The 18,400-nt window shown below is 44.6% G+C and carries 13 protein-coding genes; 10 read left to right on the forward strand and 3 right to left on the reverse strand.

Annotation, left to right across the window (positions count from 1 at the left end; genetic code table 11):
* Positions 1-276: 276 nt before the first annotated feature.
* From sigX to FLK61_RS03880, 3 genes are read left to right on the forward strand one after another with little or no spacing between them, the layout of a single operon-like run.
* Positions 277-819, forward strand: coding sequence for an RNA polymerase sigma factor SigX (gene sigX / locus FLK61_RS03870; RefSeq protein WP_176008216.1), 543 nt, complete (start codon positions 277-279; stop codon positions 817-819).
* Positions 816-2,120, forward strand: coding sequence for a GerMN domain-containing protein (locus tag FLK61_RS03875; protein WP_176008217.1), 1,305 nt, complete (start codon positions 816-818; stop codon positions 2,118-2,120). Before sigX ends, FLK61_RS03875 begins: the two co-directional genes overlap by 4 nt.
* Before the next feature lie 33 nt (positions 2,121-2,153).
* Positions 2,154-3,917 carry an ABC transporter ATP-binding protein gene (locus tag FLK61_RS03880; protein ID WP_176008218.1) on the forward strand — a complete coding sequence of 588 codons (1,764 nt, stop codon included), beginning with the start codon at positions 2,154-2,156 and terminating at the stop codon, positions 3,915-3,917.
* Here the strand turns inward: FLK61_RS03880 and FLK61_RS03885 are convergent.
* Positions 3,904-5,289 (reverse strand): sigma-54 interaction domain-containing protein, encoded by a 1,386-nt coding sequence (locus tag FLK61_RS03885; protein WP_176008219.1) that lies wholly within the window; start codon positions 5,287-5,289, stop codon positions 3,904-3,906. The two genes, FLK61_RS03880 and FLK61_RS03885, sit on opposite strands and share 14 nt — an antisense overlap.
* 219 nt (positions 5,290-5,508) lie before the next feature.
* On the opposite strand from FLK61_RS03885, the gene pruA reads away from it, so the two are divergent.
* The 4 genes from pruA (at position 5,509) to rocF (ending at position 10,360) form a co-directional block, all read left to right on the forward strand.
* Positions 5,509-7,059, forward strand: a complete 1,551-nt coding sequence (gene pruA / locus FLK61_RS03890; RefSeq protein ID WP_176008220.1) for an L-glutamate gamma-semialdehyde dehydrogenase — start codon at positions 5,509-5,511, stop codon at positions 7,057-7,059.
* A gap of 78 nt (positions 7,060-7,137) precedes the next feature.
* Entirely contained in the window at positions 7,138-8,331 is a 1,194-nt protein-coding gene (locus FLK61_RS03895; RefSeq protein WP_176008221.1) for an ornithine--oxo-acid transaminase, read from the forward strand.
* Positions 8,332-8,466: 135 nt separating this feature from the next.
* Positions 8,467-9,372, forward strand: coding sequence for a proline dehydrogenase family protein (locus FLK61_RS03900; RefSeq protein ID WP_176008222.1), 906 nt, complete (start codon positions 8,467-8,469; stop codon positions 9,370-9,372).
* Between the two features lie 85 nt (positions 9,373-9,457).
* Complete coding sequence (gene rocF / locus FLK61_RS03905) at positions 9,458-10,360, forward strand: arginase (RefSeq protein WP_176008223.1); 903 nt, start codon at positions 9,458-9,460, stop codon at positions 10,358-10,360.
* 821 nt (positions 10,361-11,181) lie between these two features.
* Here rocF and mgtE read toward each other — a convergent pair.
* Positions 11,182-12,525, reverse strand: a complete 1,344-nt coding sequence (gene mgtE / locus FLK61_RS03910; protein ID WP_176008224.1) for a magnesium transporter — start codon at positions 12,523-12,525, stop codon at positions 11,182-11,184.
* 321 nt (positions 12,526-12,846) lie between these two features.
* Between mgtE and FLK61_RS03915 the strand changes: the two genes are divergently transcribed.
* From FLK61_RS03915 to FLK61_RS03925, 3 genes are all read left to right on the forward strand, one after another.
* Entirely contained in the window at positions 12,847-13,905 is a 1,059-nt protein-coding gene (locus FLK61_RS03915; RefSeq protein ID WP_176008225.1) for an ABC transporter ATP-binding protein, read from the forward strand.
* Between the two features lie 261 nt (positions 13,906-14,166).
* Complete coding sequence (locus tag FLK61_RS03920; protein ID WP_176008226.1) at positions 14,167-15,351, forward strand: extracellular solute-binding protein; 1,185 nt, start codon at positions 14,167-14,169, stop codon at positions 15,349-15,351.
* A 43-nt stretch (positions 15,352-15,394) separates the two neighbouring features.
* Complete coding sequence (locus FLK61_RS03925; protein WP_176008227.1) at positions 15,395-17,065, forward strand: ABC transporter permease; 1,671 nt, start codon at positions 15,395-15,397, stop codon at positions 17,063-17,065.
* A gap of 483 nt (positions 17,066-17,548) precedes the next feature.
* Here FLK61_RS03925 and FLK61_RS03930 read toward each other — a convergent pair whose 3' ends face one another.
* Entirely contained in the window at positions 17,549-18,328 is a 780-nt protein-coding gene (locus FLK61_RS03930) for a rhomboid family intramembrane serine protease (protein ID WP_249777676.1), read from the reverse strand.
* Positions 18,329-18,400 lie beyond the last annotated feature (72 nt).

Here is an 18,400-nt window from a genome sequence, read left to right on the forward strand (position 1 = left end):
GGTGACTACCTTTTCTGTCAAAAAAGAAGGGATTGAAGTCGCATAGACCAATTATCTGATACAATCTATGATAGGAAGTTGTGTTAGCTTTGCAAAAGAAGGAGAGACGCATCATGAGATGGAAGAATTGGCAAGTTGCCTTATTACTTATTATCGGTGGATTTGTAGCAGCCGGAACCTTTTGGGTATGGGTGTTAATGTCTAATTAAAATCATACATTTACGTGTAACAAATAGAGAGAAAGAACGACAGTATAGATAGCAGGGAGGGAATTCCGTGAGAGAGGAGTTCGAGCGGTTATATACCACGTATCATCAGCAATTATTCCAATACATTTATTATCTAGTCAGAAACCGTCAAACTGCTGAAGAACTCGTGCAAGAAGTTTATATTAAAGTCCTTCATGCTTACGAAACGTTTGAGGGGAAAAGTAGCGAAAAGACATGGCTATATTCGATAGCAAAGCATGTATCTATAGATTGGATTCGAAAACAGTCGCGAAAAAAGCGGAAATTTGAAGGCAAGGAATTCGAATGGAGCGAGCGAGAGTTTGAAATTCAGGATAAAGAGCCGCTACCAGAGGATATTGTTGTCGAGCAAGAAGAGATGGCGACTGTCTTTCGAGAACTGAAGCGATGTACAGAAGACCAACAGCAGGTTGTTTTGCTTAGATACGTCCAAGGACTTTCTATTACAGAGAGTGCAGAGATTTTAGGATGGACGGAAAGTAAAGTAAAGACAACACAGCATCGCGCAATCAAAACGTTAAAAAAGCACCTGCAGGATACTAGTTCTCTTAGGGAGGAGGTAAGCAAATGAGTAAGAACAAATGGACAGAGGATCACATCGAGAAAACACTAACCGATCTTCCTAAGCAACGAGATCATCGTTCGAAAGACGACGTGTTTGAGGCGATGATGAAGCAAGCGGAAAAGAGTCCGATGCCATCAAGACGTAAGAAGCGTCCGCGACCATGGGCAGTACCTGCGTTAGCATCAGCCGCAGCAGTGCTATTAGTAGTCTTGATGCTCCCATCGTTTATGAATACAGGGCTATTTAGCTCCGATCAGCAAATAAACATGGAGTCTGACAGCATGGAATCTCAATCGGGGAACAGTGCAAATATCGCGATGAATGGTTCGGACGAAGATTCAGACCAAGAAATGTTCTCGAGTGAATCTAACTCCGCTAATGAAGCAGATCAGCCAGTCGACAATTCTTCCGAAGCATCTGTTAATGAAGGTACGGACGATTCAGATGTGGAAAATGATATGAATGCAGATTACTCTGATGAGGGATCTACCGGCATCGCAGCCATTGAGTCAGAAGAAAATGTAGAAGAATTTCAGGTGCGTCAAGAAGAGTCGCTTTATGTAACAGCCAGTGTGCAAACAACAGAAGACGGCTCTGCTCAATATACGGTGTTGACAACAGAGGATGCAAATGGCCGAACGCTTGAGGAGGCACTCTTATCCGTATTAGTAGAGAGTGACCCTACTTCGGGTAACTATTTGAGCTCTATTGAGCAAGTGACGCTTAATGACCCGCAAGCGGGTACCATAACGCTCGATTTTTCTGACGAAAATGCGTTAGACAGTCTGAGCAGCACGGAGGCACTTTCGCTAGAAGAGGTTCTTCAAGAAACACTCGCCCTCCATAAAATCCAAGAGGTGCGTTTTACGGCTAACGGAGAGCCGCTACTTGTTGGACCAATCGGGGAGGACACGCTTGAACTTTCTAGCTTGAATCGTGGTTATTATCTCGTTGCAAATGAACAAGGAGCAGCACAATTTGTTAGCGGAAGAGTAGCCCAAGAAGCTATGACGAATGGTGCAGGCGACCCATTAAACTTTGTGGAGACACTTAATCAAATGCAGGACGTACCAGAGGGAGAGTGGTACGAATCCGCTATTGCAGATAGCATCGAGATAATGGATGTTCGCTATGAAGGCGAATCCGCCTTTGTGATCTATGACGCGACAGAGAATACGACGGATGAGGAGCTTAGCATCTTTTACGAGGCGGCGAATTTAACCGCGAAATACTATACACTCGATACGCTACAGTTTGTAAACGAATCAGCTGGAGAAGTAGTCGAGTATCAAGTGCAAGTCCCTTAAATAAGTAATTAGGCAAAGAGAGGGCGTCTATCCATGGCAGAAGGTGCAGAGCAAAAACACGAAAAAAAGCCAGTGAACTGGCGGCAATTTTATGAGCTGGTACGGCAAACAAAGCCACCAGTTTGGATTATGGTCATCGCGATTACGTTAAGTATTGTGGAGACTGCGATAGGGCTTGTCATCCCTTTGTTCACGCAACAAATTGTCGATGGAATGGCGTCGGGAGCTGTTAACAGCAGCTTCCTTTTGCTGTTCCTCGGACTGTTTGTGTTACAAGCGGTGGGGACTGGTGTTTCCCTTTATTTACTTACGTATATTGGCGAGCATATCGTGCGCGGATTACGTACGCGACTGTGGCAAAAGATTATTCGCTTGCCGATCCCGTATTTTGACGGTCAAGAGACAGGAGAAACGGTAAGTCGCATTACAAACGATACGTCTATTATCAAAGGACTCATAACGCGTCATCTCGTTTCAGCCGTAACAGGCGTTTTATCAATGGGGGGAGCCGTGATTATCCTCCTCTATTTAGATTGGCAAATGACCCTTGTCATGCTAACAGCGGTGCCAATTATGCTGTTTATTATTTTGCCAATTGGACGGCGCATGTACCGCATTTCTAAACGTCTCCAAACGGAAATGGCAAGTTTTACAGCTGTATTAAGTACGGTCCTGTCTGAAATACGATTGGTAAAAACGTACAATGCTGAGGAGCATGAATCAACAAGAGGTGGCTCACGTATACAAGAGCTATTCCGCTATGGGTTAAAAGAAGCACGCTTAATGGCGATTTTAAATCCGCTTATTTCGCTTGCAATGATGGTGATGCTTGTCTTTATTATTGGTTATGGAGGCGTTCGTGTTGCATCAGGAGCACTAACTGCCGGAGAGCTTGTAGCCTTTATCCTGTACCTGTTCCTCATTATTGTACCTGTCAGTCAGTTCTCCTCCTTTTTTGCCGAGCTACAAAAGGCAATGGGGGCAACAGAACGATTACAGGAGCTCTTACATGAGCCAGGTGAAGGACAACAGGGCAAGCAAGGGAAACCAGGTGTGAAAGCACATGTAACCTTTAAGGACGTTGTTTTCTCTTACAAGCCAGAAGAGAAGGTCTTAAAAGGAGTATCGTTTACCATTCCGACGAACCAAGTGACCGCGATTGTTGGACCAAGTGGAGCGGGAAAGACGACACTATTTTCGTTAATCGAGCGATTTTATGAGCTAGACGCTGGTACGATTCTGTACGGCGATACGGCCATTCACGAGCTCGACTTACATGAATGGCGTCGGAAAATCGGTTATGTGTCGCAGGATAGTCCGCTTATGTCTGGGACAATTCGAGATAATCTGAGCTACGGATTAGGCTTTACACCTAGTGATGAGGAGCTCTTAGTTTCAGCGGCTACTGCCTACGCCAAGGATTTTATAGAAGAACTTCCACAAGGGCTTGATACGGCGGTAGGGGAGCGAGGAATTCGCTTATCTGGTGGTCAAAAGCAACGTATTGCTATTGCCCGAGCCGTACTACGTGATCCGGAGATTCTGATGCTAGACGAAGCAACGGCGAGCCTTGATAGTGAATCCGAGCAGCACGTACAAAAAGCCCTGCAAACGCTTATGCAGGGTCGTACGACGCTCGTTATTGCCCACCGTCTTTCTACCGTCATGAATGCGAATGCCATCATTGTCATGGAAAATGGGAAAGAAACCGGAATTGGCACGCATGAGGAGCTTTACCGCTCCCACGAGCTCTATAAAAAGCTGGCTGATCATCAAATGAAGCTTAGCGCAGGTTAAATTTGCGCACGCGATACTGTAAGTTTTGACGGCTGAGGCCCAGTGCCTCGGCCGTTTTTGTTATATTGCCTTGGAAGCTTTCAAGCGATTTCTTCACATACGTTCGCTCCATCTCCTCCATTACATGATGAAGCGGCTGAATAGCAGATATAGGTGTCGAGTATTCTACCTGGACGAGCTGATCTGGCTTTGGGAACTTCGTACGCATGTGCGTTGGAAGGTGACTGTACTCAATTTCCTCATCGTCATACATCACGTTCATTGCTCCTTCAATGACATGCTCTAGCTCGCGAACATTTCCTGGGAAATCGTAGTGAGCAAATAGCTCCGCGACTTCTTTCGATAATCCTCTAACTTGGAGCATAAATCGCTTATTAAACTTCATAATAAACGAGAAGGCTAATCGTAAAATATCATCACGGCGCTCTCGTAATGGCGGAATGACAAGGGAGACTACACTTAATCGATAGTAAAGATCCTCACGTAAACGATTCTCAGCAATGGCTGTCATCGGATCCTCGTTCATGGTCGCAATAATGCGGACATCAATGGCGCGATCTTTAGTATCACCAATACGACGAATTGATTTCTCTTGAATAGCCCGGAGTAGCTTTGCCTGCAAGGGAGCACTCAAGGAGTTTAACTCATCTAGCATGAGCGTTCCGCCGTTTGCTTGCTCAAATAAGCCGGGATGATTCGTAGCTCCTGTAAACGCTCCTTTTACAGAGCCGAACAGCATTCCTTCTATTAATGAGTCGGGTAAGGCAGCACAGTTTTGACTAATGAATGGTCCCGTTGCGCGCTCACTTCCTGTATGGATGCTTTGCGCGAATAACTCTTTACCTGTACCAGTCTCCCCGTAAATCAGCACGGAAGAGGTTGTCCGAGTAGCAAGCTTGGCTCGTTCGATCACTTCTAATAAACTAGGACTCTCCCCGACGATTTGATCAAACGTAAAGAGCGAGTGCTTTTCACGCGTTTGCTCCCTTGTCAGCTTCTCGAGCTTCGTAATATCTCGCGCGATCTCAACAGCACCAATGCGCTTTCCAGCATCTAGTAGAGGGAAGGTATCATTTACCGTCGTAATTTCCTGCCCTTTAAAGTTAAAGTATGTTTGCTTCGTATTTTTTTGGTTTGCTCCATGTTTAAGCGCCTGTAAGAGTCTGCTCTCTTCTTCTGATTGGAACAAAAATATCTCCATAATCGACTTATATAGCACATCCTCCTTATCCATGTCCTCAATCTCCGACATTTTTTTATTATAAATAATGGACCTGCCTTCTAAATCAACCACATGCACACCGACATCGACAGCATCTAGCAATTGTTTATAAACGTCAGGTAATACTGGTAGCTCACCTTTACCTTTCATTCCGATCACTCCTTTAAGTTCCTTCATTTTACAGAAAAATCAGGGAATAGTGCAAATATTTTTTGCTATTTCATGCAAAATGATTTTTCAGGTGAAAATATATTTTGCAGTAAAGCGCGTGTAAATGCTTACAGTTAGAAGGTTCAGAAAGTTGGCATCGAACTTGCATTATATATTTGATGAATAAAACTATTGATTATTAAAGGAGTGTTTTTATTTATGGTAGTACCTTACAAACACGAACCGTTTACAGATTTCTCAGTGAAAGAAAACGAGCAGGCTTACTTGGATGCACTAGCAGTCGTAAAAGAGCAGCTTGGCAAAGAGTATCCCCTTATTATAAATGGCGAACAAATTTTTACAGAAGATAAAATTGTCTCAGAGAATCCAGCGAATCATAAAGAGATTGTCGGCTATGTTTCGAAAGCATCGAAAGAGCACGCAGAACAAGCGATGCAAGCAGCTGATGAAGCGTTTAAAACGTGGAAGAAGTGGGATGTAAAAGCGCGTGCAAACATTCTATTCCGTGCATCTGCGATGATTCGTCGCCGTAAGCATGAATTCTCGGCTTGGTTAACGTACGAAGCTGGTAAGCCATGGAGAGAAGCAGATGCGGACACTGCAGAAGCAATCGACTTCCTTGAGTACTATGCGCGTCAGATTATTGAGCTAAAGGATGGCGTGGAGATTAACTCTCGTGAAATCGAGCATAACTCGTTCTCTTATATTCCTCTAGGCGTAGGTATCACGATCTCTCCATGGAACTTTGCATTTGCAATCATGGCGGGTACAACAGTTGGACCGATGGTTGCAGGGAACACGATGTTACTAAAGCCAGCTAGCACAACGCCAGTTATTGCATATAAATTTATGGAAGTACTAATCGAAGCGGGCATGCCAAAAGGTGTTGTCAACTACATCCCTGGTGATAGCCGTGAAATGGGAGACTACGTAGTCGATCACCCACGCACACGCTTCATTAACTTCACAGGATCAAAAGCAGTTGGTCTACACATCGCAGAGCGCGCAGCGAAAATTCAAGAAGGACAAATTTGGATGAAGCGCATGATCGCCGAGATGGGTGGTAAGGATACGATTATCGTAGATAACGACTCGGACCTCGAGCTTGCAGCTGAAGCAATTACGATGTCTGCATTCGGATTCTCTGGTCAAAAGTGTTCGGCTTGTTCACGAGCGGTTATTCACCAAGATGTATATGACACGGTGTTAGATCGCGTTGTTGAGCTTACAAAGGAATTAACAGTGGGTGCAACATTTAATGACAATAGCAAATTCATGGGACCTGTGAACGACCAAGCGGCGTTTGATAAAGTCCTTAAGTATATTGAAATCGGAAAAGAAGAAGGACGCCTTATGCACGGTGGTAAAGGCGATAACTCAGAAGGATATTTCGTAGAGCCAACGATCTTTGCTGACGTAGCTCCAAAAGCTCGCCTCATGCAGGAAGAGATCTTCGGACCAGTTGTAGCATTCTCTAAGGCGAAGGACTTCGATGAATTAATCGAGATCGCTAATAACACGGAGTACGGACTAACTGGAGCAGTTATCTCGAACAACCGTGAGCATTTAGAGCAGGCTCGTCAAGATTTCCACGTAGGAAACCTATACTTTAACCGTGGATGTACAGCGGCAATCGTAGGCTATCAGCCATTTGGTGGATTTAACATGTCTGGTACAGATTCAAAAGCTGGTGGACCAGACTACCTACTTCACTTCTTACAAGCTAAAACTGTTTCTGACATGTTTTAATTTACTTGCCTTGGGGCCGTGTCATCCGTGGCACTGCCCTAAAAAGGCAGCATCTTAAATAAAAAGGAGGCGTTACGCATGGCAACTGTGACAACGTCTATTATTGAACAAACAGAAAAGCATGGAGCACGTAACTATAATCCACTGCCAATCGTTATTTCTAAAGCAGAAGGTGTATGGGTAGAGGATCCGGAGGGCAATCGCTATATTGATATGCTGAGCGCCTATTCAGCGGTGAACCAAGGTCACCGTCACCCTACGATTATCCAAGCGCTCAAAGATCAGGCAGATCGCATTACATTAACATCCCGCGCCTTCCATAACGATCAACTCGCTCCTTTTTACGAAAAAGTAGCGGCATTGACGAAGATGGACATGGTGCTTCCGATGAATACGGGTGCAGAAGCGGTAGAGACAGCGGTAAAAGCTGTGCGTCGTTGGGCATACCGTGTAAAGGGTGTACCAAATGATTTAGCAGAAATTATTGTGTGTGAAGAGAACTTTCATGGTCGCACGATGACAGCTGTTTCCCTTTCATCTAATGATGCGTATAAAAAGGATTTTGGTCCGATGCTACCAGGAATTAAAGTTATTCCATACGGAGATGCAGATGCATTACGTGAGGCGATCACGCCAAACACAGCAGCATTCATCTTTGAGCCAATTCAAGGAGAAGCAGGGATTAATATTCCAAAAGAAGGCTTTTTACGTGAGGCGCGCGCTATTTGCGAGGAGAACCGTGTGCTGTATGTAGCGGACGAAATCCAATGTGGACTCGGGCGTTCCGGTAAGATGTTTGCATGTGACTGGGAAGACGTGAAGCCAGACATGTTTATCTTAGGGAAAGCACTAGGTGGAGGCGTTATGCCAATCTCCTGTGTGGCCGCAAACAAAGAGATTTTAGGCGTGTTTGAGCCAGGCTCTCATGGATCAACATTTGGAGGAAATCCACTAGCATGTGCGGTATCTGTTGCCTCCCTTCAGGTTATTGAGGACGAGAACCTAGTGGATCGCTCTCTTGAATTAGGGAATTATTTAAAAGAAGAGCTTGCTAAAATCGATAATCCAAAAATCCGCGAAGTACGAGGAAGAGGATTGTTTATTGGCGTGGAGTTAACAGAACCAGCGAGACCTTACTGTGAAGCACTGAAAGAGAAAGGTCTTCTTTGTAAGGAAACGCAGGAGAACGTGATTCGTTTTGCACCACCGCTCGTAATTTCCAAAGAAGACTTAGATTTTGCATTAACACGTATTAAAGAAGTGCTAAGCTAACTCGTCTATTTTAATGGACGACTGTGCGCAGGACTTTTAGTAAGCTTGATGACCTACAGCGCCTTTCCTAAATAAAGAGAGGGCGTAATCAATCCAATACAAGAATGCTAACAGGTGAAGGGGGATGAAGGAGACATGATTACAAGAAACTTCTTCTTGTTTTTGTCCCAAAATAAGTTTATGAAGGGGAGAGCGATGAAATGGGGGCCGAAATTTGGCGCCAAATCTGTTATTGCCGGAGAAACAATTCAAGAAGCGATTGACACAGTGCGAAAGCTGAATGAAAAGGGACTTAGTGCAACGGTCGACCACTTAGGAGAGTTTGTCTATAGTCGTGAGGAAGCAATCGAATCGGCTGATTATTGTATCCGTACTTTGGAAGCGATTTCAGAAGCGGGCGTAGACTGCAACCTATCGCTTAAGCTTACACAGCTCGGTCTCGATGTCGACAGAGAGCTGTGCTTATCGAATATGAAACGTATTTTAGAGGTTGCGAAGGCGGATAATAACTTCGTGCGCATTGATATGGAGGATTACTCTCACTTAGATGCTACGCTATCACTTCTCGCTGAGCTTCGTGAGTCGTATGATAATGTTGGTACAGCCATTCAGGGCTATCTCTTCCGCGCGAGTGAGGATATTGATAAACTGAAGGGGATGAACCTGAGACTTATTAAGGGTGCTTATAAGGAGTCGCCTGCGCATGCATATCAGAAGCAGGAGGATGTCGATCGCAATTACGTATCTATCATTAAACAGCATATGCTAAATGGTAGCTATGCAGCAGTAGCGACACATGATCATAACGTGATTGCAGAGATCAAAAAGTTTGCAGCGGAAAATGATATTCCAGTTGATAAGTTCGAATTCCAAATGCTCTACGGCTTCCGTACGGATATGCAGGCAGACATTCGAAGCGAAGGCTATAAAATGCGTGTATACGTTCCGTTTGGGAACGACTGGTACGGCTACTTTATGCGCCGTTTAGCAGAGCGACCGCAAAACGTGGCGTTTGCTGTTCGCGGACTTCTTTCTAAATAAGGGTTTAATCAATCAGGTAGGGCTTGCCCTGCCTGTTCGTGCGTAGCTTTACGAGGCGCATGTAATTTTGGATGAGGTGAATAGGATGAAGCAAAAGATTTCGATTATCGGTGTACCAATGGATTTAGGTCAAATGCGTCGTGGTGTTGATATGGGACCTAGCGTCATTCGCTATGCGGGTGTCGTGGAGCGTTTAGAAGCGCTTGGTTATGCAGTTGAGGATCGCGGAGATGTAAAAATTGGTCGTCCATCTACACTTGATGTGAAAAATGACGACAATTTAAAGGATTTAAACGTAGTAATTGAAGCGAACCAAACATTGGCAGAGGAAGTTTCTAAAGCAGTGGCAGAGGATGCATTCCCACTTATTTTAGGAGGCGACCACAGCATCGCGATCGGCTCACTCGCAGGAGTTGCTGATAAAGTCGATCAGCTTGGCGTCATTTGGTATGATGCGCACGGCGACTTAAATACAGGAGAGACGTCTCCATCAGGGAATATTCACGGGATGCCTCTTGCTGCAAGTCTTGGTATCGGCCATCCATCCTTAACGGAAATCGGCGGCTATGCTCCGAAGGTTCGTCCGGAGAACGTGGTCATTATCGGAGCTCGTTCTTTAGATGAAGGTGAGCGCGAGTTAATTAAGGAAAAAGGTATCAAGGTATTTACGATGCACGAAGTCGATCGCCTCGGCATGAGCAAGGTAATGGAGCAAGCGATTGAGCACGTGACGAAAAACACAGACGGCGTGCACTTAAGCCTCGATTTAGACGCGTTAGATCCACTCTATGCGCCAGGCGTCGGTACACCGGTAATTGGTGGCCCTACATATCGCGAGACGCACCTTGCGATGGAGATGCTCGCTGAGAGCGGAATCATTACCTCAGCCGAGTTTGTCGAAGTAAACCCAATTTTAGACGTTAAAAATCAAACAGCCGAAGCGGCAGTTGCCTTGATTGGTTCCCTGTTTGGGGAGAAACTCTTGTAAGGGTCTGTGGGGATTTAATAGAAGGCTAGAAGCCAACTACTAGAGTGACTGCAGAAGCGGTTATGAGGTGGTTGGTTTTTTGTGGTTGGGAGGGAGGAATTGAAATTTGTTGGAGGCGGAGGTCCATAACGTTGGAATGGGGAACATGGAACATAACTGGTTTTATTCCTATCACTAAGTCCATAACTTTGGAATGCGGAACATAAAACTGAAATAGGGAACATAAAAGCTGAATAAGGCACATAACTAGGTGTCTAAGCAGAGGGAAGTCCATAACTTTTGAATAAGGCACATAAAATTGAAATGGGGAACATATTTCCGAAATGCGGAACATAACTCATACACAAAGCTTATAGCACTTAATAAATCTTGTACTTTCTCAACCTTTTAACGAAAAATGCTTTTATTTAAACTACAACTAGCGCGAGAATACAACCAATCTTTAAGATACAGTGGCTTTTTCGCGCATGAAGCAACTCCATGCGCGCTTTCAATGAGAGAAGTCCATAACTCCTGAATGGGGAACATAAAACTGAAATAGGGAACATAAAAACCGAATAAGGCACATAACTAGGTGTCTAAGCAGGGAGAAGTCCATAACTCCTGAATGGGGAACATAAAACTGAAATAGGGAACATAAAAACCGAATAAGGCACATAGCTAGGTGCCTAAGCAGAGAGAAGTCCATAACTTTTGCATAAGGCACATAAAATTGAAATAGGGAACATAACTTCAAAATACGGAACATAACACAAACAAAAAAGCACCGCACAGCAATTCCAGCCATGCGATGCTCTCTTATAAAAATTCTCAACTCCTTATTAAATAAGGAACTGCATAAGTGCTGTTGCGATACCAAAATAAATCAGCAACGAAAAGATATCGTTGATCGTGGTAATAAGTGGACCAGAGGCAACTGCTGGATCTAAGCCTACTCGCGATAAGATGATTGGAATGGTGGTACCAGCCATCGTCCCGATAATAAGTGTTGCTACAAGAGAGACACCTACAACGATACCAAATGCGACAGATTGCCAGAGTGTGGCGATTAAGAATACGAGCGCACCACAGACAATTCCAATAATGATACCCACTTTAAACTCTCGCCATATGAGCTTTAGCACGGTTTTACGGTCATTGTCGTTTGTAACAAGGCCGCGGACAACGACAGCAAGCGATTGCGTCCCAGTATTACCAGTCATACCTGCAATCATTGGCATGAAGAAAATAAGCGCAACGACCTGCTCTAACGTATTCTCAAAGCTATCTAAAATACTTCCTGATAAAAGTCCAATAAATAAGAGCAAAATAAGCCATGGTAGTCGTCTATAAGAGGCGACAAAGGCGGGGGTATTAAAGTCGATATCCTTACCGGATGCGGAAAGTTTCTCAATATCCTCTCGTGCTTCCTCGATGAAGACGTCGATAACGTCATCAACGGTAACGATCCCTTTTAACACGTTATTTTCGTCCACGACTGGCACTGCTAAAAAGTCATAGCGCTCAATCATTTGCGCAACTTCCTCTTGGTCCATATCGATTGGAGCAGAGATAACACGATTAAACATAATGTCGCGAATCATTTCGCTACCGTCGGCAATAAGCATGTCTCTGTAGCTGACAACGCCAACAAGCTTCTTATTTTCGTCAATTACATATAAGTAATAAATATTTCTCGTGAATTCTGCGAAGCTCTTAAACTTCTCGACAGCGTCACGGACAGTATAATAATCGCGAATCCAAACAAATTCGTTCGTCATAATACCACCGGCAGTTTCTGGCGGATAGCTCATTAACTGCTGGACGGTACGCGATTCTTCCTGCTCCATGGCAGATAAGTATTCAGCCAAGTTATCTTCCGAGATTTCGCTCAGTAAGTCGGCCAGGTCATCGTTCTCCATAATATCCATGATTTTAGAGGAGCGCTCAATACCAAGCTTCTGCAGGACTTCTAGCTGCATGTCCGAATCGAGCTCCATGATTAAATCGGCGATATTTGCTTTAGGTAAGAAGCTTAAAAACTTGTAGTGATGCTTCTCCGGCAACGCACGATATAATTCAGCGATATCGTATGGATGAAGCTCTTCAATCATCTCCTGAAAAGCAGTCTTCTGCGCTTCCTTTAAATAGCGGATTGTTAGTACGGTAAGTTTGTTTGTATCCATTCGGTCACATCCTCTCCAACATCTCTCTATACCCTTATTGTACAAAAAGATCACCTGCTTTGACACGCCCAACCCGATTTTCTTCAATGGCAGAAAAAGGGGGTAGAGTTTGTCGGGGATGTGAACGTTTGCATGCTTATTGTGAGAAAATTTTGTATCTGTGAGATGTATAATTGACCCTATGAAAATGTATGTGCTATACTTCAGATGGAATGAAAATCATTCTCAATTAGATTAGAATGATTCTAAATAAGCCTATAAATGAATCACTTATATATAGCTACGGGACTTGAGGAATAGTTTATTGCAGGAGGTTGGAGCATGAGCTTTTTACAGCTAGAGAATATTTCAAAAGTATTTGCAGGTGCAGGCAAGCCTGCAGTAAATGGGTTAAAGCTAACGATTAACCAAGGGGAAATCGTTTCTCTTTTAGGACCGAGTGGTTGTGGAAAGACGACAACACTTCGTATGATCGCCGGGTTTGAGAACCCATCGGAAGGAACGATTAAAATTGATGGAGCAACGATCGTGAAGGATGCCTTTGCGCTTCCCCCAGAAAAGCGCGGAATTGGCATGGTGTTTCAGGACTATGCTCTTTTCCCACACATGACGATCTTAAAGAATGTGATGTTTGGGCTAAATAAATGGAGCTCTCGTGACAAGAAGAAGCGAGCAAAGGAAGTGCTGGAGCTAGTTGGTTTAGAAGAGTTTGCGGATCGTTATCCGACTCAAATCTCTGGTGGTCAGCAACAACGCGTCGCATTAGCGCGTGCTTTGGCACCACGTCCGCACGTAGTATTGATGGACGAGCCATTTAGTAACTTGGACGCTGGTCTTCGCGAAAAGATGCGTTTTGAAATCACGAACATTTTGCGTCGTGCTAACACAACTGCAATCATTGTTACGCACGATCAAAAGGATGCATTTGCGGTCTCGGATCGTGTTGTTGTTATGAATGAAGGCGAAATCCAACAAATTGCTGCACCGAAAGAGATGTATCGCTGTCCAAAGAACTGTTTTGTCGCGCAGTTTGTCGGCAAAACAAACCTGCTTACAGGCAAAATGGATCAAGATCTCCGTAGCATCCATACACATATTGGTCGGGTTACGTTACCTGAGGAATCAAAGCAACTTCTTGAAGACGTGACGCTTTCAGTTAGACCAGAAGGCTGTATGCTCTCTGAGCAAGGTGCCTACTGTGGTAAGGTTGAGCGCGTGACGTATAGTGGAGAGTATCAAGAATTGCATGTCCACCTGCAAAACGACGGCGGATTAGCTCCTGCACCGATGCTTATTTATGCTCCCGTTGAGCAAGACATCGAAGTAGGTACGGTTGTCTCCTTCGATATCAAACCAGAACTCGTTGCATTAGTGGATTAATAGATTGTTACAGAGTAAGAGCCTGTCCTTTTGTGCAGGCTCTTTTTACTTGGGAAGAGCGATGCTGGGAAGGGCATTCCTAGTGCAAATTCCTACGCTTATTTGGAATCGTTATCAATAGTCACGCTTTTTTCATAATTACGATGAAAAGATACCAAAACCTTATTGACAATGATTCTCACTGTCAGTATAGTGAACATTAGTGATAATGAGAATCGTTATCAATAAAACAAACTACATACTAATTAGGAGTGAAGATACATGAAAAAGTCAACAAAGGTACTTATCTCAGCTGTATTATCTGCAAGTGTACTAGCTGCTTGTGGTAATAATGATGGAGCAAACACGGAAGAACCGGCTGCGAATACGAATACAAACGCAGGGGCAAATGAAGAAAACGCAACAAACGAAACAAATGAAACAAATGCGAACGGCACAGACGATGTTTCTAACAACGAAGGAAATAATGAAACAGCCGCTGATGCAGAACTTGAAGGCGAGCTTGTGGTATACTCAAACCGTAACGAACAGTTTGTACAATCACTATTAGATAAGTTTGAAGAAGAGACTGGCGTCGAAGTGCGCGCACTTCACGGAGCAGACCCACTTCAAGTACAAGAGGAAGCAAATAACGTCCAAGCAGATATCTTTATCTCAAATGATATCGGTGCGCTTGAATACTTAAATACAGAAGGACTTTTATCTCCTTCTAACCCAACAAACGTTGAATCGATTGATGAGCAATATCGTGCCGACGAAAATGAGTGGGTAGCAATCTCTGCTCGTGCTCGTGGATTCATTTATAATAAAGACATGATTTCTGAAGACGAAATGCCAACAAAAATGGAAGATCTACTTGACCCACAGTGGGCAGACGTCGAGAACGGCTATGCGATCACACGCGGTGGTAACGGCGGTATGATCGGTAACGTATCAGCGCTACGCTATGAGTGGGGTGATGACCAGACAATGGAATGGATCTCTGCTATTCAAGAAAATGCGGCAGGTATCTTCGAAGGGCACGGTGACATTCGTCGCGCAGTCGGTGCTGGTGAGCATGCATTTGGTCTAGTAAACAACTATTACTACCACCAACAGCTTGAAGAGCCAACAGATAACAACGTAGGCTTCATTTACACAGACCAAGGGGAAGGCGAAATGGGCGCAATTGCTAACGCAGCTGGCGCAGGTGTTGTCGCAGGAGCTCCAAACGAAGCAAATGCACAAGCGTTTATGGATTGGTTACTAGAGGATGAAAACCAGCTAGAATTTGTTGGAGAATCGTTGGAAGTACCAATGAACCCAGATCTAGAACCACCGTTCGCAGAAGCAGTCCCATTCTCTGAGCTTCAAGTACAAGATATGCCATTAAGTGAACTAGGTAATTACTTCCAAGATACAGTACAAATCATTGAAGACGCTGGCTTAGACCTAGAGTTACGCTAAACTAGCTTAGAAGATACTATCACGTTAGCGAGGGTAAACAGCTATGACTGAGGAGAATCGCAAGCAGATTTCACATACTAAAAAATCCCAGGCTGGAGACAAATCGTCTCCGGCCCTTCTCCGTTTCATAAGGCGGCGTTGGCTTGAAACGTGGAATGGGAATCCACCAGGGTTTATTCTCCTCACGATTGGAATTGTCGTTGCGATCCTGATGTCGATTCCGCTCCTTTATGTCATTTGGCGCTCTATATCTGCAGGCGCAGACAGCTGGATGCGTCTCCTCGGCGATCGTATCCCGCAATTACTATGGAACACCGTATCGCTAACCGTTGCCGTCACTGCCTTTGCGATCGTCATCGGGGTTTCTCTCGCATGGATCGTGACGCGCACAGATCTACCTGGACGCAAATGGTGGCAGTGGATGCTCGCCTTGCCACTAGTCATTCCGCCTTATGTCGGCGCGGTGACGTACATTATCGTCTTTGGGCCGAGTGGCTTTTTAGCGCGCGCGTGGCGAGAGAGCGACATGATCACGATGAGCTTTCCGATCAACATTTATTCCTTCTGGGGCGTCTTTTTCGTCTTGACGATGTTCACCTATCCATACGTCTTTTTGATCGCTAGTGCTTCTCTTCGGAAAATGAATCGAAACTTCGAGGAGGTTGCCCGCTCTCAAGGGATGACGACGTCGCAAATATTCTGGAAGGTTAATTTGCCTTTACTTAGACCGGCAATAGGCGCAGGGGCGATCCTTATTTCTCTATATGTCCTATCCGATTTCGGTGCTATTGCGATGATGCGCTACGTAACATTTACAGCGGCCATCTATTTCCAGCGAGCGAGCTTTGATATTCCGTCAGCAACGGTGCTAAGCCTTGTGCTGATCGTCATCACGATTATCGTTCTTTGGATCGAAGCGTACACGCGACGTAAAAACAAGTTTTACCAAACGTCTAACACGTTCCGAGAGCCCCAGATTTTATCGCTCGGTAAGTGGAAGCCACTCGCGATTATCTTTGTAAGTAGCGTCTTTTTTATGGCGGTCATTTTACCGATTGCAGTCCTCGTTTATTGGACAGTTATTGGAGCTGGGATGGGTGCGATTGATAGTAGCTTCTTTGAATTTGCTTGGAACAGTATTCAAGTATCTGGACTTGCAGCCCTTCTCTGTATGGTACTCGCGGTGCCAGTTATTTACTTAAAATCACGTCACCCGTCGATGATTTCAACGGGTATTGATAAGCTGAGCTACACAGGCTATGCATTACCTGGCGTCATCGTGGCACTCGGTCTCGTATTTATTTTTAACAATCACGTGCCGTTGCTTTACAATACGTTTTATATGATTGCCATTGCCTTTGTCGTTCGCTTCTTACCGCAGGCGATGCAGGCTGGCGAAGCATCCTTAAGCCTTGTTTCGCCACGAATGGATGAAGCTGCTCGAAGCCTAGGCTATCCGGCGTGGAAGGTCATGCTTAAAGTGACGCTCCCATCGATTTTACCCGGTATCTTAGCCGGAGGAGCGCTCGTATTTGTTAGCTCGATTAAAGAGCTACCAGCAACATTAATGCTCCGCCCGCCTGGATTCGATACGCTCGCCGTGCGCGTTTACTATAACGCGTCCGAGGCTATCTATCACCAGGCGGCACCAGGAGCCTTATTGATCGTGCTAGTCTCCATCATTCCTCTTCACTATTTGCTGAAAAGGTATTAGATACGCTTAATATGTGGTTGATTGAGCCCCTCGCTTTAGTTGGCGAGGGGCTTTTGTTTGGTTGAGATAGGAGTTATGGCAGAGTGGGATGAGGTTATGACAAAATGAGGTGCGGTTATGACAAAATGGCGTGAGGTTATGACAAGTTGAAGGAAAATTATGACAAGTTGCGGAGTATTTATGACAAAGCGGCGGATATTTATGACAAGTTGAAGGATAATTATGACAAGGTGCGGATTTACCGCAATTTTACTTTTAGTTATCACGAAATGCGTATCAGTTATCACAAAGCCAAGCTCCGTTTTCAAACGAATGGATCTGTCGCGTCTCCTAGCTCCTTATTTGCGTCTAATTAACGTGAGGTTTGACAATGTGGAGGTGTCCTGATGCACAAGTGATAAAGCCAGCTGCCCCTTTAGTAGAACAAAGAGAAAGACCAGCTCCCAATGAGCTGGCCTCCCTCGACATTCACATCATACAATTTTAAAAGAAGATCAAATCTACTACATAAAAGAACAGCACCATTAATCCAAATCCACCTGCAATGTACACCCATTTTGCTTGGCGGAATCGCTCGCGTTTCTTCCAGCGGTCGGGGTCGAAGCCGACATCGTCCTGATCATGGACATTCTGGTAATAGCTCTCGCGTGTAACTTTTGATAGAGTAAGAGGTGCTAACAGTGCACCTGCAATTAGACCAAAGATATGGGCAATGATATTAATATTAGGATTAATAAATGTCATAATGACACCGATTACGATGATGACCGTAATAAGCTGAGCATTTTGAGAGTTTATCAGATCCTTCCGTACAAGTACCATGTACAAGTAAATACCGAACAATCCGTACACCGCACCAGATGCTCCTAGGTGCCACGCTCGTGGATCGCCCAGGAAGTAATACACGACGTTGGCAAATATACCAGTTCCGAGATATACCATTAAAAAAGTGCCGCGACCAAGCATGCGTTCAAGCGCCGGTCCAAATAGGAATAGTGAAAAACTATTGAAGGCTACGTGCATGAGCCCTGCGTGAAGGAAGATCGGTGTCACGAGTCGCCAATATTCTCCGAAGGCTACGTAGACGTTATTACCTATCCCTAACCAATAAATCTCGTCACCGCCTAAAAACCCAAACCAGTCCGTCCACATATATAGCACAAGGTTAATAAATATTAGAGCTGATACTACTTTATACTTGCGAAGAAATTCGCCAAAGCTTTCATTCCGAATAAACATAGGATTCACGCCTTTTAAAGTCATTTAATCCCCTTCATAGTAGCATATAAGCACATTCAGCCGCTAGAAAGGGGTACTCTATTTATACGAAAGAGG

This window comes from Paenalkalicoccus suaedae, from assembly GCF_006965545.2.
Classification (GTDB): Bacteria; Bacillota; Bacilli; order Bacillales; family Salisediminibacteriaceae; genus Paenalkalicoccus; species Paenalkalicoccus suaedae.

Excerpts from the sequence above, each read along its gene's own strand:
- pruA (WP_176008220.1), top strand. The coding sequence starts at position 5,509 with ATGGTAGTACCTTACAAACACGAACCGTTTACAGATTTCTCAGTGAAA.
- FLK61_RS03885 (WP_176008219.1), bottom strand. The coding sequence starts at position 5,289 with ATGAAAGGTAAAGGTGAGCTACCAGTATTACCTGACGTTTATAAACAA.
- FLK61_RS03900 (WP_176008222.1), top strand. The coding sequence starts at position 8,467 with ATGATTACAAGAAACTTCTTCTTGTTTTTGTCCCAAAATAAGTTTATG.
- mgtE (WP_176008224.1), bottom strand. The coding sequence starts at position 12,525 with ATGGATACAAACAAACTTACCGTACTAACAATCCGCTATTTAAAGGAA.
- FLK61_RS03915 (WP_176008225.1), top strand. The coding sequence starts at position 12,847 with ATGAGCTTTTTACAGCTAGAGAATATTTCAAAAGTATTTGCAGGTGCA.
- FLK61_RS03930 (WP_249777676.1), bottom strand. The coding sequence starts at position 18,328 with ATGACTTTAAAAGGCGTGAATCCTATGTTTATTCGGAATGAAAGCTTT.
- FLK61_RS03880 (WP_176008218.1), top strand. The coding sequence starts at position 2,154 with ATGGCAGAAGGTGCAGAGCAAAAACACGAAAAAAAGCCAGTGAACTGG.
- FLK61_RS03875 (WP_176008217.1), top strand. The coding sequence starts at position 816 with ATGAGTAAGAACAAATGGACAGAGGATCACATCGAGAAAACACTAACC.
- rocF (WP_176008223.1), top strand. The coding sequence starts at position 9,458 with ATGAAGCAAAAGATTTCGATTATCGGTGTACCAATGGATTTAGGTCAA.
- FLK61_RS03925 (WP_176008227.1), top strand. The coding sequence starts at position 15,395 with ATGACTGAGGAGAATCGCAAGCAGATTTCACATACTAAAAAATCCCAG.
- FLK61_RS03895 (WP_176008221.1), top strand. The coding sequence starts at position 7,138 with ATGGCAACTGTGACAACGTCTATTATTGAACAAACAGAAAAGCATGGA.
- FLK61_RS03920 (WP_176008226.1), top strand. The coding sequence starts at position 14,167 with ATGAAAAAGTCAACAAAGGTACTTATCTCAGCTGTATTATCTGCAAGT.